Annotated in this window: 23 protein-coding genes; 8 read left to right on the top strand and 15 right to left on the bottom strand. The window is 70.6% G+C overall.

The features are described from left to right. From EAO71_RS21225 to EAO71_RS21205, 5 genes are all read right to left on the bottom strand, one after another. On the bottom strand, positions 1 to 477 hold a 477-nt coding region (locus tag EAO71_RS21225), incomplete at its 3' end, for a dicarboxylate/amino acid:cation symporter (protein WP_147979427.1). 392 nt (positions 478 to 869) lie between these two features. Beyond that, positions 870 to 1,118, bottom strand: coding sequence for a DUF4229 domain-containing protein (locus EAO71_RS21220; protein ID WP_187282770.1), 249 nt, complete (start codon positions 1,116 to 1,118; stop codon positions 870 to 872). Positions 1,119 to 1,221: 103 nt separating this feature from the next. Further along, complete coding sequence (locus EAO71_RS21215; RefSeq protein ID WP_147979140.1) at positions 1,222 to 1,746, bottom strand: GNAT family N-acetyltransferase; 525 nt, start codon at positions 1,744 to 1,746, stop codon at positions 1,222 to 1,224. A gap of 116 nt (positions 1,747 to 1,862) precedes the next feature. Further along, on the bottom strand, positions 1,863 to 3,026 hold the full coding sequence (mqnE, locus tag EAO71_RS21210; protein WP_147979139.1) for an aminofutalosine synthase MqnE: 1,164 nt from the start codon (positions 3,024 to 3,026) through the stop codon (positions 1,863 to 1,865). Between the two features lie 84 nt (positions 3,027 to 3,110). Continuing rightward, positions 3,111 to 3,572: an Lrp/AsnC family transcriptional regulator gene (locus tag EAO71_RS21205; RefSeq protein ID WP_147979138.1), complete on the bottom strand. Its 462-nt coding sequence runs from the start codon at positions 3,570 to 3,572 to the stop codon at positions 3,111 to 3,113. A gap of 113 nt (positions 3,573 to 3,685) precedes the next feature. Between EAO71_RS21205 and EAO71_RS37810 the strand changes: the two genes are divergently transcribed. Beyond that, positions 3,686 to 3,823 (top strand): hypothetical protein, encoded by a 138-nt coding sequence (locus EAO71_RS37810; RefSeq protein ID WP_187282727.1) that lies wholly within the window; start codon positions 3,686 to 3,688, stop codon positions 3,821 to 3,823. Here the strand turns inward: EAO71_RS37810 and EAO71_RS21200 are convergent. The 3 genes from EAO71_RS21200 to EAO71_RS21190 form a co-directional block, all read right to left on the bottom strand. After that, the gene (locus EAO71_RS21200; protein WP_147979137.1) at positions 3,820 to 4,500 is read right to left on the bottom strand and encodes a UbiX family flavin prenyltransferase; all 681 of its coding nucleotides are present in this window, start codon (positions 4,498 to 4,500) and stop codon (positions 3,820 to 3,822) included. The two genes, EAO71_RS37810 and EAO71_RS21200, sit on opposite strands and share 4 nt — an antisense overlap. A gap of 100 nt (positions 4,501 to 4,600) precedes the next feature. Next, positions 4,601 to 5,503 (bottom strand): menaquinone biosynthesis prenyltransferase MqnP, encoded by a 903-nt coding sequence (gene mqnP, locus EAO71_RS21195; protein ID WP_147979136.1) that lies wholly within the window; start codon positions 5,501 to 5,503, stop codon positions 4,601 to 4,603. Further along, on the bottom strand, positions 5,500 to 6,957 hold the full coding sequence (locus tag EAO71_RS21190) for a menaquinone biosynthesis decarboxylase (protein ID WP_147979135.1): 1,458 nt from the start codon (positions 6,955 to 6,957) through the stop codon (positions 5,500 to 5,502). Before EAO71_RS21190 ends, mqnP begins: the two co-directional genes overlap by 4 nt. An 89-nt stretch (positions 6,958 to 7,046) precedes the next feature. On the opposite strand from EAO71_RS21190, the gene EAO71_RS21185 reads away from it, so the two are divergent. Both EAO71_RS21185 and EAO71_RS21180 read left to right on the top strand, forming a co-directional pair. Then, positions 7,047 to 7,439, top strand: a complete 393-nt coding sequence (locus EAO71_RS21185; protein WP_147979134.1) for a PLD nuclease N-terminal domain-containing protein — start codon at positions 7,047 to 7,049, stop codon at positions 7,437 to 7,439. A gap of 2 nt (positions 7,440 to 7,441) precedes the next feature. Then, positions 7,442 to 8,344, top strand: coding sequence for a LysR family transcriptional regulator (locus EAO71_RS21180; RefSeq protein ID WP_147979133.1), 903 nt, complete (start codon positions 7,442 to 7,444; stop codon positions 8,342 to 8,344). On the opposite strand, the gene EAO71_RS21175 is transcribed toward EAO71_RS21180, so the two are convergent. Further along, entirely contained in the window at positions 8,229 to 9,176 is a 948-nt protein-coding gene (locus EAO71_RS21175) for a DMT family transporter (protein ID WP_147979132.1), read from the bottom strand. The genes EAO71_RS21180 and EAO71_RS21175 overlap by 116 nt on opposite strands. 148 nt (positions 9,177 to 9,324) lie before the next feature. Between EAO71_RS21175 and EAO71_RS21170 the strand changes: the two genes are divergently transcribed. The 5 genes from EAO71_RS21170 (at position 9,325) to EAO71_RS21150 (ending at position 14,976) form a co-directional block, all read left to right on the top strand. Further along, complete coding sequence (locus EAO71_RS21170) at positions 9,325 to 9,942, top strand: flavodoxin family protein (RefSeq protein ID WP_147979131.1); 618 nt, start codon at positions 9,325 to 9,327, stop codon at positions 9,940 to 9,942. 46 nt (positions 9,943 to 9,988) lie between these two features. Further along, the gene (locus tag EAO71_RS21165) at positions 9,989 to 10,441 is read left to right on the top strand and encodes a nucleoside deaminase (RefSeq protein ID WP_147979130.1); all 453 of its coding nucleotides are present in this window, start codon (positions 9,989 to 9,991) and stop codon (positions 10,439 to 10,441) included. Then, the gene (locus tag EAO71_RS21160; protein ID WP_147979129.1) at positions 10,434 to 11,369 is read left to right on the top strand and encodes an isopenicillin N synthase family dioxygenase; all 936 of its coding nucleotides are present in this window, start codon (positions 10,434 to 10,436) and stop codon (positions 11,367 to 11,369) included. The genes EAO71_RS21165 and EAO71_RS21160 overlap by 8 nt, the downstream gene beginning before the upstream one ends. Before the next feature lie 87 nt (positions 11,370 to 11,456). Further along, positions 11,457 to 13,034, top strand: coding sequence for a hypothetical protein (locus EAO71_RS21155; protein ID WP_261992214.1), 1,578 nt, complete (start codon positions 11,457 to 11,459; stop codon positions 13,032 to 13,034). A gap of 403 nt (positions 13,035 to 13,437) precedes the next feature. Beyond that, on the top strand, positions 13,438 to 14,976 hold the full coding sequence (locus tag EAO71_RS21150; RefSeq protein ID WP_147979128.1) for a type 1 periplasmic-binding domain-containing protein: 1,539 nt from the start codon (positions 13,438 to 13,440) through the stop codon (positions 14,974 to 14,976). Positions 14,977 to 15,004: 28 nt separating this feature from the next. Here the strand turns inward: EAO71_RS21150 and EAO71_RS21145 are convergent, their stop codons facing one another. The 6 genes from EAO71_RS21145 to EAO71_RS21120 form a co-directional block, all read right to left on the bottom strand. Further along, complete coding sequence (locus EAO71_RS21145) at positions 15,005 to 15,535, bottom strand: SRPBCC domain-containing protein (protein ID WP_147979127.1); 531 nt, start codon at positions 15,533 to 15,535, stop codon at positions 15,005 to 15,007. Positions 15,536 to 15,652: 117 nt separating this feature from the next. Next, the gene (gene ccsB / locus EAO71_RS21140; RefSeq protein ID WP_147979126.1) at positions 15,653 to 16,738 is read right to left on the bottom strand and encodes a c-type cytochrome biogenesis protein CcsB; all 1,086 of its coding nucleotides are present in this window, start codon (positions 16,736 to 16,738) and stop codon (positions 15,653 to 15,655) included. Next, positions 16,735 to 18,432 (bottom strand): cytochrome c biogenesis protein ResB, encoded by a 1,698-nt coding sequence (gene resB / locus EAO71_RS21135; protein ID WP_147979125.1) that lies wholly within the window; start codon positions 18,430 to 18,432, stop codon positions 16,735 to 16,737. The genes ccsB and resB overlap by 4 nt, the downstream gene beginning before the upstream one ends. Positions 18,433 to 18,440: 8 nt before the next feature. Beyond that, complete coding sequence (locus EAO71_RS21130) at positions 18,441 to 19,178, bottom strand: cytochrome c biogenesis CcdA family protein (RefSeq protein ID WP_147979124.1); 738 nt, start codon at positions 19,176 to 19,178, stop codon at positions 18,441 to 18,443. Between the two features lies 1 nt (position 19,179). Then, positions 19,180 to 19,785 carry a TlpA family protein disulfide reductase gene (locus EAO71_RS21125; protein WP_147979123.1) on the bottom strand — a complete coding sequence of 202 codons (606 nt, stop codon included), beginning with the start codon at positions 19,783 to 19,785 and terminating at the stop codon, positions 19,180 to 19,182. A 135-nt stretch (positions 19,786 to 19,920) separates the two neighbouring features. Further along, complete coding sequence (locus EAO71_RS21120; RefSeq protein ID WP_147979122.1) at positions 19,921 to 21,207, bottom strand: polysaccharide deacetylase family protein; 1,287 nt, start codon at positions 21,205 to 21,207, stop codon at positions 19,921 to 19,923. Positions 21,208 to 21,441: the final 234 nt, after the last annotated feature.

The following is a 21,441-nucleotide window of genomic DNA, read 5'->3' as shown; positions in this document are numbered from 1 at the left end:
CAGCTCGGTGAAGGGCGTGATGACGTCCGTCGGGATGATGCCGGTCAGGAAGTCGAGCCAGGAACCGGCGTGCTCGGGGGCCTTGCCGTCCTTCGGGGTGAGGCCGGTGCCGGCGCCCGGGTTGGTGACCAGGCCGATCGCGAGGCCGATGGCGACGGCGATCAGCGAGGTGATCATGAACCAGAGCAGCGTGCGGGAGGCGAGCCGGGCGGCGTTGTTCACCTTCCGCAGGTTGGTGATCGAGACCAGGATCGCGAAGAAGACCAGGGGGGCCACGGCCAGCTTCAGCAGCTGGACGAAGATGTGGCCGACCTTGTCCAGGGTGGTGTACAGCCACTGGACGTCGTAGGTGCGGGTCACCCAGCCGAGGACGACGCCGAGGACCAGACCGGCGACGATCTGGGCCCAGAAGGGAACCTTCGGTATGCGGGAGGAAGCCTTGGGCTCGGTCTCCTGCGTGGACGCGGACGCGGACACAGACACACTCCACAGGTGCGTATCGGGGGAATACGGGAACGGAGGTGCGGCACACACGCGCTGAGGCGGTGCCGCTGCATGATGCCGGGGTCAGAGCTCGCGGCAACAGACCGCGGACATACAGCGGCACAGATCGACATGCAGGCGCGCCACGAGCAGGGTGCTCACGGCATCGGAGAGGCGCACAGCTGTCTTCATGGCGAACACGTTAACACTTGAACTTTGAGAACCTCAAAGCCATTCTTTGGGATAGCCCAGGACACCAAGGGCCTCCGAAACGCAGAAAGCCCCGGTCAGGAGCCTTCGAAGCTCCGACCGGGGCGATGCGCGTGTGAGGAACCTTACGCGGCCTTTACACCGCGTCCACCGACCCCACGCATGCGGCGACGCACCTACAGCGCGTCCTCCTGGGAACGGTTCGACTCCAGGCGGTCCTTCGCCCGGTCGACCTTGGCCACGATCTGCTCGGACATCGCGTCCCGCTGCTTGCGCAGCAGCACGAAGCTGAGCGGCGCGGAGATGACGATGGACAGCAGGAGGACCCACAGCAGGTTGGAGTCGCCGAGGCCGCGCGGCAGCACGCGGAAGTAGACGAGACCCCACAGCACCAGGAAGCAGCCGGCGAACACGCCGAGGCGCATCAGGGTGTACTGGAGGGTGGCTGCACCCGTCCTGTTCTCGGACACGACGGCCCCTTTCTCCTTCACTGGTTTGCCCGACAAGTGAAGCACGCGGCGAATTGGATCAGTCCAGCGGGAGCAGCATCACGATGTCGTCGCGGTCGTCGCCGTCCGCCACCCGGATCGCGCCGGGCACCCGTCCGACCTCCTTGTAGCCGCAGGAGGCGTAGAAGTGCTCGACGCCCGTGCCGCCGCGGCAGGTGAGCCGGATCGCCTCGATCCCGGCGAAGCCGCGGACCTCGCGCTCGACGGCGGCCATCAGGTCGCGCCCGTACCCCTTGCCCTGATGGGAGGGGTGGACCATGACGGTGTAGAGCCACACCCAGTGAAGCATCAGCCGGTGCGTGTTGGCGGCGACGAAGGCGGTGGCGGCGACCGTGCCGTCCTCGTCGAAACCGACGACCAGCCGCATCCGCCCCTCGGTCATCGCGACCAGGTGCTTGACCAGCTCGGGCCGCACCTCCTCGACGTCGACCGGCGGGACGAAGCCGACGGCGCCGCCGGCGTCGGAGACGTCCACCCACAGGCGCAGGATGCCGTCCCGCAGGGCGGGCGTGACGGGCGGGTCGAGCTCAAAGGTAAGTGGCATGCCGCAAGAGTAACCATTACAGGAGCGACGCTCAACCGCTGTCCGAACGGCGGACGGCCGCGGCGCGCACCAGGCGCGCCGCGGCCGTCGAGGCACCGCGGGAGAGCGACGAGGGGTCAGACCCGCATGGGCTGCGGCGACTCGCGGCGCCCGGCGTCCGGACCCGGGTACTCGCGGATGATCTCGTACCGCGTGTTCCGCTCGACCGGACGGAAGCCGGCGTCCCGGATGAGCTCCAGGAGGTCGTCCCGGGTGAGCTTGTTCGGGGTGCCGTAGTTGTCGGCGTCGTGCGTGATCTTGTACTCGACGACCGAGCCGTCCATGTCGTCCGCGCCGTGCTGCAGCGCCAGCTGGGCGGTCTGGACGCCGTGCATGACCCAGAAGACCTTGACGTGCGGCACGTTGTCGAAGAGCAGCCGCGAGACCGCGAAGGTCTTCAGGGCCTCCGCGCCGGTCGCCATCGTCGTACGCGCCTGGAGCTTGTTGCGGACCTTGCCGTCCTGCATGTCGACGAAGTCGTGCTGGTAGCGCAGCGGGATGAAGACCTGGAAGCCGCCCGTCTCGTCCTGGAGCTCACGCAGCCTCAGCACGTGGTCCACGCGGTGACGGGGCTCCTCGATGTGCCCGTAGAGCATGGTCGAGGGGGTCTTGAGACCCTTCTCGTGCGCCAGGCGGTGGATCCGGGACCAGTCTTCCCAGTGGGTGCGGTGGTCCACGATGTGCTGGCGGACCTCCCAGTCGAAGATCTCGGCGCCGCCGCCGGTCAGCGACTCCAGGCCGGCCTCGATCAGCTCGTCGAGGATGTCGGAGGCCGACATCCCGGAGATCGTCTCGAAGTGGTGGATCTCGGTGGCCGTGAACGCCTTCAGCGAGACGTCCGGCAGCGCCTTCTTCAGCTCGGAGAGCGAGCGCGGGTAGTAGCGCCACGGCAGGTTGGGGTGGAGCCCGTTGACGATGTGCAGCTCGGTGAGGTTCTCGCCCTCCATCGCCTTGGCGAGGCGGACGGCCTCCTCGATGCGCATCGTGTACGCGTCCTTCTCGCCCGGCTTCCGCTGGAACGAGCAGTACGCGCAGGACGCGGTGCACACGTTCGTCATGTTGAGATGGCGGTTGACGTTGAAGTGGACGACGTCGCCGTTCTTGCGGGTCCTGACCTCGTGGGCCATCCCGCCGAGCCAGGCCAGGTCGTCGGACTCGTACAGCGCGATGCCGTCCTCACGGCTCAGCCGCTCACCGGCGAGCACCTTCTGCTCCAGCTCGCGCTTGAGTCCCGCGTCCATGCGGCCGCCTCCCATGAGATTCCGTAAAACAGGCTCCACCAACCGTACTCCCCGCCCTGTTGGCGGGACGTACCACCCGGACCGCTACGCCTCCTGCTCTCCCGGCAGCTCACCGACGCGGTTCTCCCACTTGGTGGAGAGCACGACGGTGGTCCGGGTGCGGGAGACGCCCTTCGTCCCGCTGAGCCGGCGGATCGTCTTCTCCAGCCCGTCGACGTCGTTCACCCGCACCTTGAGCATGAACGAGTCGTCGCCCGCGATGAACCAGCAGTCCTCGATCTCGGCGAGGTCCTTCAGCCGGCGCGCCACGTCCTCGTGGTCGGCCGCGTCCGACAGCGAGATGCCGATGAGGGCGGTGGCGCCGAGGCCGAGCGAGGCGGCGTCGACGGTGGCGCGGTAGCCGGTGATGACCCCCGCGGCCTCCAGACGGTTGATGCGGTCGGTCACGGAGGGGCCGGAGAGCCCGACGAGCCGGCCGAGTTCGGCGTACGACGCTCTGCCGTTCTCGCGCAGAGCCTGGATGAGCTGCCTGTCCACGGCGTCCATAGGTATGAAGCCTTCCATTGTCCAGCGATACCGCGAGTTTAGGTATAGAATCTAAGGTACACAGGGGCGACACCCTGTGAATCTTTCAGACGATCAAAGACGATCTTTCAGGAGTGGTGTTCACCGTGTACACGATCGAGATGGCCTACGCCCGTATGCGCGAGCTGCAGGACCTGGCCAACCGCTCGCGTGCCCACCAGCCGTCCGCTTCCAGGCGTGCCGAGAAGAAGCACGCCGCCAAGAAGCGCTAATCCCCCCGGGAGGACGCTCCACCGAGCTCCCCCTCCCAACGGCGGTACAGCCGGTGCGGCACCTCTGCCGCGTCGAGGACCCGCCCGGCGACGAAGTCCACCAGATCCTGGATGTGCGTCGCCCCCGCGTAGAACGCCGGAGAGGCGGGCAGCACCACGGCGCCCGCCTCGTCCAGCGCCACCAGATGCCTCAGCGTCTGCCCGTTGAGCGGGGTCTCCCGCACCACGACGACCAGCTTCCGCCGCTCCTTGAGCATCACGCTCGCGGCCCGCTGCAGCAGGTCCTTCGAAAGTCCCAGCGCCACGCCCGCCACGGCGGCCGTCGACGCGGGCACGATCAGCATCCCCTTCACCGGGTACGAACCCGAGGACGGCCCGGCGGCCAGGTCGCCCGCAGCCCAGTACCGCACGTCGCTCACGTCGGGCGCGAAGGTGCCCGGCTTCCCGTCGGCACCCCGCGCCAGCCAGGTCGTCAGATCCTCGCGCCAGTGCCCGTCCCGGAAGGCGATTCCGGTCTCGTCGAGAAGCGTCAGCCGCGACGCCCGCGAGACGACCAGGTCGACGCTCTCCCCCGCATCGAGCAGCCCCCTCAGGACGGCGGCGGCGTACGGGGTCCCCGACGCCCCGGACACCCCGACCACCCAGGGACGACGCTGCTTCTTCTCTACCGGCTCCACGCCGACGAGCCTATCCGGCGGGGCTCGCGGGCGACGCGCCAGGAGTTCCGGTCGACCGTGAGCCCGGTCCGGCGCGCGCCCGGGAGCGGGCGCCCGCCCGTCACACCGTCAGACCGCGCACCAGGAGGTCGAGCAGCGCGCAGCCGAACAGCGCCATGCCGATGAACCCGTTGACCGTGAAGAACGCGCGGTTCAGCCGGGACAGGTCGTGCGGCTTCACGATCGAGTGCTCGTAGCAGAACGCCGCCGCCACGATCACCAGACCGGCCCAGAAGAACACCCCGGCGTCGGTCGCCAGCGCGTACCAGACCAGCAGGCCGGTCGTCACGACGGCCGAGGCCCGCGCGCCCCACAGGGCCGCCGGGACACCGAAGCGGGCCGGGACCGACAGCACGCCTTGGACGCGGTCCGCCTGGACGTCCTGGCAGGCGAAGATCAGGTCGAAGCCGCCGATCCAGACACCGACCGCGAGGCCGAGGATCACCGCTTCCCAGGACCACTCCCCGGTCACCGCGAGCCAGGCGCCGATCGGCCCTATGGCCTGCGCCAGACCGAGGATCGCGTGCGGGAAGTTCGTGAACCGCTTCCCGTAGGGATAGACGACCATCGGGATGACGGCGAGCGGCGCGAGCGCCAGGCACAGCGGGTTCAGCAGCGCCGCCGCGCCCAGGAAGACGACGACGGCGATCCCCGCGCCCGTCCACGCCGAACGCACCGACACCGCGCCGGTGACCAGCTCGCGGTTGGCCGTGCGCGGGTTCCGCGCGTCGATCTCCCGGTCGATGATCCGGTTGCACGCCATCGCGAAGGTCCGCAGCCCCACCATGCAGACGGTGACGAGCAGCAGGGTGACCCAGTGAATGTTCCGGTCGAGCTGGAACATCGCGGTCAGCGCGGCGGTGTAGGCGAAGGGCAGCGCGAAGACCGAGTGCTCAATCATCACGAGCCGCAGGAAGGCCTTGGTACGGCCCGGCTGGGCGCCGGGTACGGCCGCGGTGGTCACAGGCCGTACTCCTTCCAGCGGCGGTCCACCAGCGCCGCCGTCGCCGGGTCCGACTCCACCATGTCCGGCCAGCCGCCGTCGCGGGTGTAGCCCTCCTCCGGGAGCTTCCTCGTCGCGTCGATACCCGCCTTGCCGCCCCAGAACTGCTGGTACGACGCGTGGTCGAGGTGGTCGACCGGGCCCTCGACGACCGTGAGGTCGCGGGCGTAGTCCGTGTTGCCGAGCGCCCGCCAGGACACCTCGTGCAGGTCGTGGACGTCGCAGTCCTTGTCCACCACGATGATCAGCTTCGTCAGCGACATCATGTGCGCGCCCCAGATCGCGTGCATGACCTTCTGCGCGTGCTTGGGGTACTTCTTGTCGATCGAGACGATCGCGCAGTTGTGGAAGCCGCCCGACTCCGGCAGGTGGTAGTCCACGATGTCCGGCACGATGATCTTGAGCAGGGGCAGGAAGAAGCGCTCCGTCGCCCGCCCCAGCGGCCCGTCCTCCGTCGGCGGACGGCCGACCACGATCGACTGGAGCAGCGGACGCTTGCGCATCGTCACGCAGTCGATCCGCAGCGCCGGGAACGGCTCCTGCGGCGTGTAGAAGCCGGTGTGGTCGCCGAAGGGGCCCTCGGGGAGCATCTCGCCGGGCTCCAGCCAGCCCTCGATCACGACCTCCGCCTGCGCCGGCACCTGGAGGGGCACCGTCTTGCAGTCGACCATCTCGATCCGCTTGCCCTGCACGAAGCCCGCGAACAGGTACTCGTCGATGTCACCGGGCAGCGGCGCCGTCGACGCGTAGGTCACGGCCGGCGGACAGCCGAAGGCGATCGCCACGGGCAGCCGCTCGCCGCGCGCCGCCGCCACCGCGTAGTGGTTGCGGCTGTCCTTGTGGATCTGCCAGTGCATGCCGATCGTGCGCCTGTCGTGGCGCTGGAGGCGGTACAGCCCCAGGTTCCGCACGCCCGTCTCCGGGTGCTTGGTGTGCGTCAGACCCAGGTTGAAGAAGGAGCCGCCGTCCTTGGGCCAGGTGAAGAGCGCCGGCAGGCGGTCCAGGTCCACGTCGTCGCCGGTGAGGACGACCTCCTGGACCGGGGCGTCGCCGGACTTCACCTTCTTCGGCGGCACGTGGACCATCGAGCCGAGCTTGCCGAAGGCCTCCCGGACCCCGACGAAGCCGTGCGGCAGCTCCGGCTTGAGCAGCCCGCCGATCTTCTGGCTGATCTCCTCGTAGGACTTCAGGCCCAGGGCCTTCAGCAGCCGCCGGTCCGTCCCGAAGACGTTCATCGCGAGCGGCATGGCCGAGCCCTTGACGTTCTCGAAGAGAAGGGCCGGGCCTCCCGCCTTGTTCACCCGGTCGACGATCTCCCCGACTTCCAGGTAGGGGTCGACTTCGGCCTTGATGCGCTTCAGGTCGCCTTCGCGTTCCAGGGCCCTGAGCAGCGAGCGGAGATCGTCGTAAGCCATAGGGGCCAGTATCGGTCACCGGCTACGCTGGGCCTGTCACCGGGGCCTTCGAAACGCGCCCCGCCATTGCTTCCAGGGGGCTGTCCCACATGCTCAGGGCGCTGATGTACATCCTGCCGCTGGCGCTGACGATCTACGCGTTCATCGACTGCCTCAACACCCCCGAGGACGAGGCCAAGCACCTGCCCAAGGTCGTCTGGGTCATCATCATCCTGCTCTTCTGGATCGTCGGGCCGATCGTCTGGTTCGCCGCGGGCAAGATGCGCCGCGCGCCGGCCGGCGGCCGCACGCCCTCCGAGTGGCACCGCAACCACCGCCAGGAGTGGGTCGCGCCCGACGACAACCCCGACTTCCTGAACTCCCTGCGCGACGAGAACAAGAAGGACGAGGCCGTCCTGAAGGACTGGGAGGCCGACCTGCGCCGCCGCGAGGAGGAACTCCGCCGGCGCGAGCAGGACGGCGACGACGTCGGGAAGTCCTGACCGTGGAACTCCGGCTTCTCGTCACCTTCGAGAAGGTCGCGGCGGTCCTCAGCTTCACCCGGGCCGCCGCCGAGCTGAAGTACGCGCAGTCCAGCGTGACCAGCCAGATCCGCTCCCTGGAGTCCTCCCTCGGAGTGGAGCTCTTCGAGCGGCTCGGGAGCCGTATCCGGCTCACCGAGGCCGGCGAGCGCCTGCTGCCGTACGCCCGGCGGATCATCGAGCTGACCGAGGAGGCACGCGCCGCGGTCACCGAGGCCGAGGAGCCGGCCGGGACGATCGCCGTCGGCACGATGGAGTCGCTCACCTCCTACCGGCTCCCCCCGCTCCTGGAGCTCTTCCACCACCGCTACCCCGGGGTCCGGCTGACCCTGCGCCCCACCCTCGGCGACGAGACCCGGCAGGCGCTGCGCCAGGGCACCTACGACCTCGGCTTCCTCATGGAACCGGAGACGGAGCACGACGGCCTCGAGAGCGAGGTGCTCGCCGCCGAACCGCTGGTCCTGGTGGCCTCGCCGCGGCATCCGCTGGCCGGACGGACGGGCCTGACCAGTGCGGACCTGGCGGCGGCGCAGCTCGTGGGCACCGAGCCGGGCTGCCCCTACCGCGATCTCTTCGAGCGTGAGCTGAGGCACTGGGCACCGCCCTTCATGGAGTTCGGCACGATCGAGGCGACCAAGCGGGGCGTGACCGGCGGGCTCGGCGTCGCGCTGCTGCCCCGGATCGCCGTCGGCGAGGAGCTGGCCTCCGGGGCGCTGGTGGCGCTCGACTGGGAGCCGCCGTTCACGCTCTTCACGCAGATCGCGTGGCGGCGGGGGAAACGGCTTCCGGCGCATGTGCGGCTGTTCGTGGAGCAGGCGCGGCGACTCGTCCGCGAGGACGCTCCGGACCCTTCGCGGACAGCGTGACCTTCAGGCTGGCCAGCACGATCAGCGGGACGCCGAGCGCCTGGACGAGACCGATGTGGTGGCCGTACACCGCCCAGTCGGCGACCATCGCGACGGCCGGGTAGGTGAAGGCCAGCACGGCGATCTTGGCCGTGGGCAGCTTCTGGTAGGCGGCGTACATCAGGACGTACATCAGCCCGGTGTGGATCAGTCCGAGGCCGGCGAGCCACGCCCAGCCCGTGCCGAGCCGGGCCGCCGCTCCGAAGTCGGCGAAGGGCAGCAGCAGCGGCAGTCCGACGAGCACCTGGACGAGCGCGACGAGGTGCGGCCGGACGCCGGTGATCCGCTTGGTGACGATCGTCGAGAGGGCGTAGAGCACGGCGGCGGCGAGCGTGAACCCGAGACCCTTGAGGGAGGCGGTGTCCCCGGGCCTGATGCCGGAGACGAGCACGAGGCCGACGAAGGCGAGGCCGAGCCAGCCGAACCTGGCGGCCGTGATCCGCTCCCGGAAGAGCACCGCGCCGAACACCACCAGGAAGAACGGCTGGGTGTGGTAGACGACGGTGGCGAAGGAGATCGACGTGGCCTCGTACGCCTCGAACAGGAACACCCAGTTGAAGACGATGAACACGCCGCCGAGGGCGGCGAGTCCGAGCTTCCCCGGAGTCAGGCCGTGGCCCGTGAAGTAGCCGCGGGCGAGGCTGTAGGCGCCGAGGGCGAGCGCCCCGAAGAGGCACCGGAAGAACACCACCTCGAAGGGGGACGCCCCGGACTCGACGACGAAGATGCCGAGGGTGCCGGAGAGCACCATGGCGAGGGTCAGTTCCGCGGTTCCCCTGGTCTCGTTTCTCATGACCACGACGCTACGGACGGCCGCGGGACCGGGCCACGGGCCAGTGGGGCGTCCTCCCGATGGCCCCATCGGCCCGGCCGATGGGGCGGCGGAATACGGCTCTGGGCAACGGAGTTGGCACCGGAGCACCCACGAGACCGGAGCAGACATGACCTTCGACGCCGCCCCCGGCACGGACCGCTCTTTCCTCTTCGTCCTCGGCAGCTCGCGCCCCGACGGCAACACCGAGATCCTCGCCCGGGCCGCCGCGGCGCAGTTGCCCGCCGACGTACCGCAACGCTGGGTCGACCTGAACGAACTCGTCCTGCCCGACTTCCAGGACGGCCGGCACGAGTCGGCCGGCTGGCCCGCCGGGGAGAACGAGGAGCTGCTGCGGCAGGCCACGCTGGGGGCCACCGACGTCGTCATCGCCTCGCCCCTGTACTGGTACAGCCTGTCCGCGCAGACCAAGCGCTATCTGGACTACTGGTCGGGCTGGCTGAACGTGCCCGGCTCGGACTTCAAGGAGCGGATGGCGGGCCGGACGCTGTGGGGCGTGACGGCCATGGCCCACGAGGAGCACGTCGTCGCGGACGGCCTGGTCACCAACCTGCACCACTCGGCGGCCTACCTCCGGATGCGCTTCGGCGGCGTGCTGACCGGCACCGCCTCCCGGCCGGGCCGGATCCGGGCGGACGAGCAGGCGATGATCCGTGCCAAGACCTTCTTCCAGCGCGAGGCCCCGCTCGCCCTCTTCCCCTACGAGGAGGAATCGCCGCAGGCGTGACGCCCCGGACGTGAGGGGCGCCTCCCGCCGGGGAAGGGTCCCGGACATGGACCAGGAACAGGCACGGCAGTGGCTCGCGACCGCGGTCGCCGAGGCGCGGGCCGGACTCGCCGAGGGCGGGATCCCGATCGGGGCGGCCCTGTACGGCGCCGACGGCACGCTCCTCGGACGCGGGCGCAACCGGCGGGTGCAGGACGGCGACCCCTCGACGCACGCCGAGACCGCCGCCTTCCGGGCGGCGGGCCGGCAGCGCTCCTACCGGGGCACGACGATGGTGACGACGCTGTCCCCCTGCTGGTACTGCTCCGGGCTCGTCCGCCAGTTCGGGATCTCCCGGGTGGTCGTCGGGGAGGCGGAGACGTTCCACGGCGGGCACGGCTGGCTGGCGGAGCACGGGGTGGAGATCGTGCTGCTCGACGACCCCGCGTGCACGGCGATGATGCGGGAGTTCGTCGCCCGGAACCCTGCCCTCTGGAACGAGGACATCGGCGATGAGTGAGATCCGTGGGACCGGCGGCGGGAGCGGGACGGTCGTCCCCACCGTCGACCTGACCGGCGACCCGGAGGAACAGCGGGCCGCCGTGGACCGGGCGCTGCGCGAGGCCGGCTTCCTGCTGGTCACCGGGCACGGGATCGACCCCGTCCTGCGCGCGGACATCCGCGAGGCCGCCCGCGCCTTCTTCCGGCTGCCGTCCGCCGCGAAGGAGCCGTACGCCGTGCGGGTCGGCGGGCGCGGCTGGCTCGGACCGGGGGCCGAGGCCAACGGGTACGCGGAGGGCACCGCGACCCCGCCCGACCTGAAGGAGTCGCTCTCCTTCGCGGCCGAGGAGCCGACCGGGAACCCGGCCGTCGACGCCGAGTGGTTCCTGCCGAACACCTGGCCCGCCGAGGTGCCGGAGCTGAGACCGCTGGTGGAGACGTACCTGCGGCAGATGCGTGCCCTGTCGGACCGGATCCTGGACCGGCTCGGCCCGGCCCTGGGCGAGGACACCGACTTCTTCACCCGGCACACCGGGCACCCCACCTTCGGCTTCAACATCAACTGGTATCCGGGGCGGGAACAGACCGGCGAGCCGGAGCCCGGCCAGTTCCGGATCGGCCCGCACACCGACTTCGGCACGGTCACCGTCCTGGACCGGCAGGCGGGCAGGGGCGGCCTCCAGGTGTTCACCGACGACGGCGGCTGGCAGGACGCCCCGTACGACCCCGACGCCCTGACCATCAACATCGGCGACCTGATGGCGAGCTGGACCGGCGGACGGTGGCGCTCCGGCCGCCACCGGGTCCTCCCGCCACCGGCCGACGCACCCGCCGAGGAGCTGATGTCGCTCGTCTACTTCTACGAATGCGACCCCGGCACCACCATCCACGGCATCGAGTCCCACGCCTATCTGCGGGACCGACTCGACGCGATCGCCACAGGATGACAACACCTGCGCAACGGTGCTGGAAAGCCTGACGAGCATCCAACACCCCCTCGATAGTCTTGAGTTGACTTGTGACGGGGGTGACGGGTGGACAGAGAGCTGTACGGCCGCGAGGCGGTCTTCCACGAGTCCGGGCTCGCAGCGCGGCTCATTGGCCTGACACCGAAGGGCTTCGCCCGCACCACCTACGAACACGGCGACGACCCGCCCGTCACCGTCTTCACCGGCGGGCGGGGCATGGGCAAGACGGCCCTGCTCAAGCAGCTCCGCAACGCCTACCGGTCGGCCACTCCGCTGGCGCTGCTCGACTGCGCCCACATCGAACCGCCCGCCGACCACGGCCCCGGCTGGAACCCGCTCACCGGGGCCCTCGCCGAGCTCGCGGTCCAGCTCTCGCCGAGGGTGTACGCGGCCAAGCCCGTGCAGTTCCCCCGGCTCTCGCTCGGCCTGGTGGCGGTCGCCTCGATCGGCTGGTCGCAGGAGGACGACGAGCGGGCCCGGCGCGACCTCCAGCGGCTCGGCCCGGTGCTCGCCACCGTCGACGCGGCCAAGGGGGCCGCCGTCAACTGGGTCGGCAAGGTGCTCGCCAAGCTCGCCGCCACCTTCGCCGAGGCCACCGCCCCGATGGCCGGGCTGCTCGCCGAGGCGACCGTCGAGACGGTCCTGGAGGAGGTGTTCGGCCGCTTCCAGCGCACCTCCGAGAGCTGGTACGGCACCTACCGCAACGCCGGAGGCCGCGGGAAGGCCGGACTCCAGCAGCTCGCCGTCGACTTCGCGCAGGGCGGCCGCCGGCGGCGCGAGGCCGAGGACTTCCTGGTCGGCGCGCTGATCGAGGACCTGGGCCGCGCCTACACCGGCCTCACCCGGCTCGGCACCCGCCGCGGCCGACCCGTCCTGCTCCTCGACAACGCCCACGAACCACTCGGCCGGCGCCTGGTCGAACCGATTCTGCGCGCCCGCGCGGACGGCCGCCGCGACCACGTCGTGGTCATCGCCGCCTCCCGGGTCCGCGACCACGACGGCATCCGGCACGCCACCCGCTTACGCCTGCCGGAGACCGCCCACCGCGCGCCCTGCCCCCGCGGCCCGGACGTCACCTCCGGCATCCTCGCCGTCGAACTCACCCCGCTCTCCCCCGCCCAGACCCAGAACGCCTTCGACCGCTTCGACCCGGCCGGCCGGACACCCGCCGAACTCGCCCGGGGCGTCCACCGGCTGACCGGCGGCCGGCCGCTCGGCGTGATCCTGCTCGGCCGGACCGCCGGCGAGGCCCCGGCCCCCCTGCGGTCCACGCTCACCCCCGGCGTCCTCGCGGAGGCCCCTTCGCCGTCCTGGCCGCCGCCCACGACGAGGAGTCGGCCCGCGTGCTCGCCCGCACCCGCCTGCGCGGGGAGTCCCCGGACGGCGACATGGTCCTGCGCGTGCGGGACCAGCTGCGCGGCGAGGACTGGCCCGAGGGCCCCGAGCACTTCGTCGCCGACCCGCTGCTGCGCGCCCTGCTCCTGCACCGCCTGCGCTTCGAGGACGGGGACCAGTACGCCACCTGGCGCGCCGTCCACGAGACCCTGCACCGCCACTACGCCGGGGACCCGGCCGGGCAGCACCGGCTGCACCACGAACTCGCCCTCGGCCGCACCGAGGACGCGGTCACCCACCTCCGCCTGACCTTCCCCGACCCGGACGTCGTCGGCTGGCTGGGGCGGCTGCGCTTCATCGCCTCCGCGCCCTACCCCCGGGGACGGGACGAAACCGGGCCCGACCCGCGCCGCGCCGTCGCCCTCGGCCGGCAGCCCGCCGACCGGCTCCCGGCCGGCCTCGACGACGACGCCACCGAGCTCCAGCTGCTCATCCGGCGGCTCCTGCACGCCGTCTGGCTGCTCACGGATCCGCTCGCGCTGCCCGACGGCGAGGTGACCGACAAGCTGGCGCACGAACTGCGCCAGCTGTCCGGCCGCCACCGGACGGGCAACAGCCCGCTGTGGGACGCGGCCACCCACTGGCCGAAGGACATCCGCGCCTGGCGGGGGCTCTCGCTGCCGCCGGGCACGGGGATCGGAGTCTGAGGACCTTGGCCGACCGGCTGCGCTACCGCGTCTGGTTCACCACCCGCCAGAAGATCGTCACCACCGTCCTCGCCCTGGCCGTGCTCGGCACCGGCGTCGGCTACGTCGTGGACCGGGCCACCACCCCGGAGGACCGTTCCTGCGCCCGGGGGGTGGAACGGCCCGCGGGCAGCGCCGAGTGCGTCGGCGTCAACGGCGACGGCTACGACTTCGGCGTCCCCTCCCTCACGGAGGTCGCCCGCGCCATCGCCACGGAGAACGCGACGCTCACGAGCGACGAGTACGCCACCGTCGCCCTGCTGCTGCCGCTGACCTCCACGGACCCCGGCATGCGGGTCAAGGTCCAGCACGAGGTGCAGGGCGCCTACGCCCGCCAGTACCGGGCCAACCACGCCTCCAACAGCGAGACCCCCAGGATCCGGCTCGTCCTCGCCAACACCGGCAAGGGCAACGCCCACTGGCGCCCCACCGTCGAACGGCTCAAGACCATGACGGCCGCACCCGACCGCCTCCGCGCGGTCTCCGGTGTCGCCACCAGCTCCACCGAGGTGCGGCAGGCGGTGGCGTCCCTGACCGGCGCGGGCATCGCCGTCGTCGGCACCACCATCACCGCCGACGACATCGCCAACGGCCCCGGCGCCGGCAACAACCGCTACCCCGGCCTGGCCCGCGTCTCCCCCACCAACAGCGACGAGGCCAAGGCCCTGGCCCACTTCGGCAAGGTGGTGGCCGCCAGGGCGCTCCTCGTCCAGGACACCCGCACCGGCGACCACTACACGGACACCCTCAAGACCGCGTTCGCCGCCTCCCTGAAGGGCGCGCCCTACGAGCCGCAGCTCTTCACCTCGCCGCCCGACCCGACCGACGAGGGCACCACCGCGAACACCTTCCGCCAGATCACCCACCTGATCTGCGACACACGGGCGGAGACGGTCTTCTTCGCCGGCCGGCACACGCAGCTGCGCCAGTTCATCAACGCCCTCGGGGCGCGGGGCTGCGCGGAACGGGCCTTCACGATCCTCACCGGCGACGAGGGCTCGTACCTGGGCGCGGACCTCAAGCTCGACCGGAAGGCGCTGAAGACGCGGCTGACCGTCCGCTACGCCTCACTGGCGCACCCCGACGCCTGGCAGCCGTCGCCGGGCCGCCCGGTCCCGCGGACCGGCGGTTCCGCCGCCGCGTACACGACCTTCGTCGCCGACATCGCGCGTGCCTCGAAGACCCCGGTCCCGCTCGCCGACGGCCAGGCGATCATCGCCTACGACGCGATGGCGACGGCGGTGCACGCCATCCGACAGGCCACCCCGGACGGCAAGCACTACCCGGAGACGGCGGACGTCGCCACCCAGTGGCCGCAGGTGAAGGGCTCGCTCCGGGTCGAGGGGGCCGGCGGCTGGATCTGCCTGGACAACTTCGGCAACCCCTTCGACAAGGCGGTGCCCATCGTGGAACTGGCCCAGGACGGCTCGCAGCGGTTCGTCCAGATCGCCTGGCCGGAGGGCCGGCCGCCCGCCGCGTCCTGCCTCCCGCCACGGCGCGGGTGAACGCGCGCCGGGGATGACGTGGGAGCCCTCAGGGCTCCCACCTGGGCCAGGGCGCGTCGTCGCGCGCGTAGAGCTCCCGCAGCTCCTGCCAGCGGTCGGCCGACCAGTCGGCCCAGTTCGTGGGCGACCCGTCCAGCGCGGCGGCCAGCCGCTCGAAGTGGTCGTGCCAGGCCGCCAGGGTGTCCAGCTTCTGCTCCCGCGGCCCGCGGAACTCGTTGCCGAACCGCAGCACGGTCGACCCGCCGCCCGCACCGCCCGGCTCCAGATGGAAGCGGATCCGGCCGTGCGGGGGATCGACCGTGTACTCGGCCACGCTCTGCGGGTCCCAGGCCGTCACGCGTCCCGAGACGACGGTGTCCCCGTTGAGCCGGTGCAGCGTCAGCAGCCCCCCGAGCCGCGGTTCCATGGGGTCCGCCTCGCACAGCCACTCCCGCAGGCCGTCGGCCGTGGCGACGGCCTCCCAGACCTGCGCCGCGGGGTGCGGCAGGTCCACCGTGAACCGCAGGAGGTGCGCGTCGCCGTCGTGGGTCTCGCACCTGCCCCGGGGTATCTCGCTCATACCTCCAGCGTCGCCCCGCCACCGCCCGCCCGCTAGCGCAGAACGGCGGCCCGGACCGATGGTCCGGGCCGCCGTTCCGCGTGGCCGCGCGCGCTCAGGGGCCCGCGGGCCCCCGGCTCACACGCCCGCGTAGGAGTGCTTGCTGTTCACGAAGATGTTGACGCCGTAGTAGTTGAAGAGGAAGCAGCCGAAGGCGATCAGCGCGATGTAGGCCGCCTTGCGCCCCTTCCAGCCGGCCGTCGCGCGGGCGTGCAGGTACGCCGCGTAGCCGACCCAGGTGATGAAGGACCAGACCTCCTTGGCGTCCCAGCCCCAGTAGCGGCCCCACGCGTCGCCGGCCCAGATCGCGCCCGCGATGATCGTGAAGGTCCACAGCGGGAACACGGCCGCGTTGACCCGATACGAGAACTTGTCCAGCGAGGCCGCGGACGGCAGCCGCTCGAGCACCGAGCGGGCGAAGGAGCCGGGGTTCCCCCCGGTGGCCAGCTTGTTCTCGTAGGAGTCGCGGAAGAGGTAGAGCAGGGTGGCGACCGCGCCGAGGTAGAAGACGGCGCCGCAGAAGATCGCGGTGGAGACGTGGATCCACAGCCAGTACGAGTCCAGCGCCGGCACCAGCTGGTCGCTCGGGGTCTTCAGCCAGGTGGTGGCCATGCCCAGGTCGAGCAGGACCGTCGTCACCAGCGGCAGACCGATCCAGCGGACGTTCTTCCGCGCGACGAGGAAGCCGAGGTACGCGCCGACCGCCACCGTGGAGAAGGTGGTGGAGAACTCGTACATGTTGCCCCACGGGGCACGCTGCACGGAGAACGCGCGGGTGACCACCCCGGCGGCCTCGATCAGGAACGCCAGCGCCGTCAGGGACACGGCGATCCGGCCGTACAGGTCGCCCTGCTCCGTGCCGCCGGCCGCGCCGGGACCGTCCGGGACGTCCCGGACACCGGCCGAGGAGCGCGTCACGACCTGGGGCTTGTCGAGGACGGCGGTACCGCCGGCCTGCTTCACCTGGACGGTGACGGCCGGGGCGGACGCGTCGGCGGCGTTCCGCGTGAGCGCGGCGGCCGTCCGGCCCACCTTGCTGCGGCTGCCGAACACCCACTCGGCGATGTGGGCCAGGAAGGCCAGCGTGTAGACGGCCATCGAGGAGTAGATGAGGTAGTCGCTCATCTGCGCCAGGCTCTCGTTGGTCGCGGCGGCGAGGATCACTTGTCAGCCTCTCCAGCTTCGGCAGGTTCTTCTGCGGGTTCCGGCGCGGTCGGCGCCGCCTGTGTGTGGAGCGTGACCGCGAGATCGGCCAGCTCTTCGGGGAGCTTGGCGGACTCGCTCCGGCCAAGACCCGCCATCTCGACGACGGTGACGCCGTCCTTCCCCCGTACCGCCCGGACCCAGACCCGGCGTCGCTGGATGAACAGCGAGCCGGACAGGCCGGCGATCGCGGCGATCGCGCCCGCGAGGGCGAGGCCGTTGCCGGGCTGCTGGGAGATCTGGAAGCTGGCCCATTCCCTGACGTCCTTCTCGAAGGTGACCGAGCCGGCGCCGTCGGGCAGCGTCAACGTCTCGCCGGGCAGCAGCCGCTGGGCGAGCTTGTTGCCGTCCTTGTCCTTGAACTGGGTCATCTTGGACTTGTCGAGCTGGTACACGTTCTGCGGCAGACCGGAGTTCACGCGCAGGTCGCCGTGGAAACCGGTGATCGCCATGACCGGGAAGTCGAGCGCCGGGAACTGCGAGAACATGCTGCCCTTGCCGACACCGGCGAACGTCGGCACGAAGAAGGCCTGGAAACCCAGCTGCTCCTTCTTGCCGTTCTTGTCGCGGTAGCCGTCCATCACCTTCACCGCGCCGGTGGAGGTGATGTTGTTGTCGATCGGCAGCAGCGGGACGGCCTCGCTCATGACGACCTTCCCGCGGCCGTCCCGGACGGTGATGACGGGCGCGTACCCGTGGGCGATCAGGTAGACCTTGGAGTCGCCGACCTTCAGCGGCTCGTTGACCCGGATGACCGCCTTCTTGTCGGGACCGGTGCCCTCCGCGTACGTCACGGCCGCCTCGAAGGTGCGGGGCGTGCCGCGCTGCGGACCGTTCTTCTCGTACGTCCCGGTGAACTTGTCCAGCTTGAAGCTGAACGGCTCCAGGTTCTCGGTGCTGAACTGCGAACCGGACTTGAAGTCGTCGTACTGCGTGAGCGTGTTGGCGAAGCCGCCGCCCTCGACGATCAGCTTGCCGCCCTCGGACTTGAAGAGCTGGCCGGTCGCGAACGCCACCAGCATCACGATCAGAGCGATGTGGAAGACCAGGTTCCCGGTCTCGCGCAGATAGCCCTTCTCCGCGGCGACCGCGTTCCCCGCGACGTGGGCGCGGAACCGGCGGCCCTTCAGCAGCTCGAGCGCCGCCTCACGGACCTGCTCGGGCTCGGCCTCCGTGCGCCACGTGGTGTACGCGGGCAGCCGGGTGAGGCGGCCGGGCGCGCCCGGCGGGCGGCCGCGGAGCTGGCCGACGAACTGCCAGGTGCGGGGCACGATGCAGCCGATGAGGGAGACGAACAGCAGGATGTAGATCGCGGAGAACCACACCGAGCTGTAGACGTCGAAGAGCTGGAGCTTCTCGTAGATCGGCGTCAGCGTCTCGTGGGCGTCCTTGAACGCCTGCGCCTTGAGCTCGTCCACGTTGGTCTGCGGGATGAGCGAGCCGGGGATCGCGCCGAGGGACAGGAGGAAGAGCAGGAGCAGCGCCACCCGCATGGAGGTCAGCTGCCGCCAGAGCCAGCGGATCCAGCCGACGACCCCGAGGGTGGGGCCGCCGATGGCGGTCTCCTCCTGGGGCGCGGTGGACAGCTGGGCCCCGGCCTCGCCGAGGTTGTCCTGCTCCTGGGCACCCGTCGTGCCCGTGTCGGTCTTGCTCATCGGAACTCTCAGATCCCCACCGTGAAGCCGCTGGACCAGCCCTGCATGTCGGCCACCATGCTGTCCCACGCACCTGTGAGGAGCAGCAGGCCGGTCAGGATCATCATGCCGCCACCGATCCTCATCACCCACGCGTAGTGCTTCTTCACCCAGCCGAACGCGCCGAGCGCCTTGCGGAAGGCGATGGCGGCCAGGATGAACGGCACGCCGAGCCCGACGCAGTACGCGACGGTCAGCAGGGCGCCGCGGCCGGCGCTGGCCTCCTGCGCGGCGAGCGCGTTGACGGACGCCAGGGTCGGGCCGATGCACGGCGTCCAGCCGATGCCGAAGAGCGCGCCGAGCAGCGGCGCGCCGACCAGACCGGTGACCGGCCTGCGGTGGAAGCGGAACTCGCGCTGGGTGAACCACGGCATGAGGCCGAGGAAGAACACGCCCATGGCGATCATGAGGATGCCCAGGACCGTCGTGAGCGTCTCGCGGTGCTCCTGGAGCGTCCAGCCGAAGTAGCCGAAGAGGGCCCCGCCGGAGACGAAGACCGCGGAGAAGCCGAGGACGAAGAGCGAGGCACCGGCCGCCATCCGGCCGCGCTTGGCCTCCATCAGGTCGGTGCCGGTGACGCCGGTCACGTAGGAGAGGTAGCCGGGGACGAGCGGCAGGACGCACGGCGAGAAGAAGGAGACCAGACCGCCGAGGACGGCGATGGGCAGCGCCAGCAGCAGGGCCCCGCTGAAGACCGTCTCGTTCACGTCACTTCTCCGCCGCGATCGGGTCGATCATGGAGCGGAGCCTGGCCTCGTCCAGGGCCATCAGGGAGCGCGCGGCGATCTTGCCGTCCCGGTCGAGGACGATCGTGGACGGGATGCCCTGCGGGATCAGGGAGCCCTTGGGGAAGCCGTTGAGGATCAGCTTGCCGTCCGGGTCGTAGAGGCTCGGGTAGCTGACGCCGAACTCCTCCTCGAAGGAGACGGCCTTGGCCTTGTCGGCGTCGCGGGTGTTGAGCCCGACGAATTCCACGCCCTTGGCCTTGAGCTCCTTGGCGACCTTGGCGAAGTGCGGGGCCTCGGCACGGCAGGGGCCGCACCACGAGCCCCACACGTTCATCACGACGACCTTGCCCTTGAGGTCGGCGACGTCGAGCCGCGTGCCCTCGAGGGTCTCGCCCGCGATCGCGTTGACCGCCTTCCGCTCGCCCTTGGCGACCGTGGAGACACCACCCGTGTTGGTGACGAAGTTGGTGTCACCGCCGCCGCCGGACTTGCCGTTCGTGTCCGATGTGCAGGCCGACAGGGCGAGGGCGGCCGCCAGCGATCCGACGGCGAGCAGCGTGCGTCGAGGGGCTCGGCTAAGGCTCATGTGAAAAGTTTCGCATGGGCGTTCCAGGGATCTTGGGCACCCCCCTACGTGCCCGTAAAGCCCCTTGTCAAGGGGGCTTAAGCGGACGTACAGGGGCTTACGGGGCCGGTCCCGGCAAGATCGGCGGGGGCGCTCTCAGGCCGCGGGAGTGCCGGTCGATGCGCCGGTCGGGGCGCCGGCGGGGCGCAGGAAGGCGCTCCAGCCACCGGCCGGCGACTGCCCGACCTCCAGCGAGCGGAGCTTCTCGAGGATCTGCGGGTCCTGCACGTCCAGCCAGTCCACGAACTGCCGGAAGGAGACCAGCCGCACGTCCTTCTTGCCCGCCATGCCCTTGAGCGCCTCTTCGACGGCGTCCATGTAGATGCCGCCGTTCCACTGCTCGAAGTGGTTGCCGATGTAGAAGGGCGCGCGATTGGACTCGTAGGCCCGCCGGAACCCGGCGAGGTACGCCTCGGTGGCCTGCTGCCGCCAGCCGGGATAGCGCGAGGGCATGCCCCGGGTGGTGTTCCGCGACTGGTTGGCGAGGATGTTGTAGTCCATCGACAGGACCTCGAAGGAGTGGCCGGGGAACGGCACGCCCTGGAGCGGGAGGTCCCAGATCCCCTGCCGCTTGACCGGCCACATCTGGCGGCCGCCGGGGGAGCTGGCGTCGTAGCGCCAGCCGAGACGTTTCGCCGTGGGCAGCAGGTTGTCCTGGCCGAGCAGGCACGGGGTGCGTCCGCCGACGAGCTCCTTCGAGTAGTCGAAGGGCAGCGGGTCGAGGTCGGTCCAGCCGCTGTTCGTCTTCCACTCGGTGACGAACTTCGTCGCCTGGTCGATCTCGTTCTGCCACTCGGCGGGCGTCCAGTTGCCGACGGATCCGGAGCCGCCGCAGAAGTGGCCGTTGAAGTGGGTGCCGATCTCGTGCCCGTCGAGCCAGGCCTGCCGGACGTTCTTGAGCGTCTCCTTGATGTGGTCGTCGGTGAGGTAGCCGATGTCCGAGGCGCCCACGCGGTTGTTCGGCGGGCGGTAGAGGTCCTTCTTGGACTCCGGGAGGAGATAGATCCCGGACAGGAAGAAGGTCATCGCCGCGTCGTGGTTGCGGGCGAGTTCGAGGAAGCGCGGGAAGAGCCCGTTGCCGACCTCGCCGGCGCCGTCCCAGGAGAAGATCACGAACTGCGGTGGCGTCTGGCCCGGTTCGAGCGGGACGGGGGCGTCGGGCTGGTTCGGCTGCTTTCCGGTGTCGGAGGTGGAACCGTCACCGATGAGCCGGGCCTCCTTCTTGGTGGGCGGCGCGCTCGGCGTACCCGAGACGTCGCCCCCCTTACCCGGCCCGGAATGCCCTGCCTTGTCCTGATTTCCGGTGCTGCATCCGGCGACCCCGAGCGCCGCCGCAGCCCCAACACCTGCCCCGAGTAGGCCCCTTCGAGTGATCCCGCGCATGACGTCCCCATTCGCGCTTGCGTATGACCTCACAGTCATCCAAACCGACAATGAGTGAGATGCCGGGAGGAACACGGAGGTTCCGGGAATTAGCACAAAAATTTCAAGGCGACCAGATGACTTCACGTCATCCGATCGCCTTGACGGTGTACCCGTGCGACGTTACGCCACACGTTCGACGCCGGAGCGGGATACCCCGGTACTCCGGCGCGAACCCGCCCCGGAGTACCGGGG

The organism is Streptomyces sp. MS191 (assembly GCF_008042125.1).
Taxonomy (GTDB): domain Bacteria; phylum Actinomycetota; class Actinomycetes; order Streptomycetales; family Streptomycetaceae; genus Streptomyces.
This window is presented reverse-complemented; position numbering and strand designations above follow the sequence as displayed.

What these genes read in the sequence shown, in the direction of transcription:
- EAO71_RS21120 (WP_147979122.1), bottom strand. Translation starts at nt 21,207, where the DNA reads ATGCGCGGGATCACTCGAAGGGGCCTACTCGGGGCAGGTGTTGGGGCT.
- EAO71_RS21165 (WP_147979130.1), top strand. Translation starts at nt 9,989, where the DNA reads ATGGACCAGGAACAGGCACGGCAGTGGCTCGCGACCGCGGTCGCCGAG.
- mqnE (WP_147979139.1), bottom strand. Translation starts at nt 3,026, where the DNA reads ATGGACGCGGGACTCAAGCGCGAGCTGGAGCAGAAGGTGCTCGCCGGT.
- EAO71_RS21215 (WP_147979140.1), bottom strand. Translation starts at nt 1,746, where the DNA reads ATGCCACTTACCTTTGAGCTCGACCCGCCCGTCACGCCCGCCCTGCGG.
- EAO71_RS21205 (WP_147979138.1), bottom strand. Translation starts at nt 3,572, where the DNA reads ATGGACGCCGTGGACAGGCAGCTCATCCAGGCTCTGCGCGAGAACGGC.
- EAO71_RS21220 (WP_187282770.1), bottom strand. Translation starts at nt 1,118, where the DNA reads ATGCGCCTCGGCGTGTTCGCCGGCTGCTTCCTGGTGCTGTGGGGTCTC.
- EAO71_RS21160 (WP_147979129.1), top strand. Translation starts at nt 10,434, where the DNA reads ATGAGTGAGATCCGTGGGACCGGCGGCGGGAGCGGGACGGTCGTCCCC.
- EAO71_RS21175 (WP_147979132.1), bottom strand. Translation starts at nt 9,176, where the DNA reads ATGAGAAACGAGACCAGGGGAACCGCGGAACTGACCCTCGCCATGGTG.
- EAO71_RS21125 (WP_147979123.1), bottom strand. Translation starts at nt 19,785, where the DNA reads ATGAGCCTTAGCCGAGCCCCTCGACGCACGCTGCTCGCCGTCGGATCG.
- EAO71_RS21190 (WP_147979135.1), bottom strand. Translation starts at nt 6,957, where the DNA reads ATGGCTTACGACGATCTCCGCTCGCTGCTCAGGGCCCTGGAACGCGAA.
- EAO71_RS21145 (WP_147979127.1), bottom strand. Translation starts at nt 15,535, where the DNA reads ATGAGCGAGATACCCCGGGGCAGGTGCGAGACCCACGACGGCGACGCG.
- EAO71_RS21170 (WP_147979131.1), top strand. Translation starts at nt 9,325, where the DNA reads ATGACCTTCGACGCCGCCCCCGGCACGGACCGCTCTTTCCTCTTCGTC.
- resB (WP_147979125.1), bottom strand. Translation starts at nt 18,432, where the DNA reads ATGAGCAAGACCGACACGGGCACGACGGGTGCCCAGGAGCAGGACAAC.
- EAO71_RS21185 (WP_147979134.1), top strand. Translation starts at nt 7,047, where the DNA reads ATGCTCAGGGCGCTGATGTACATCCTGCCGCTGGCGCTGACGATCTAC.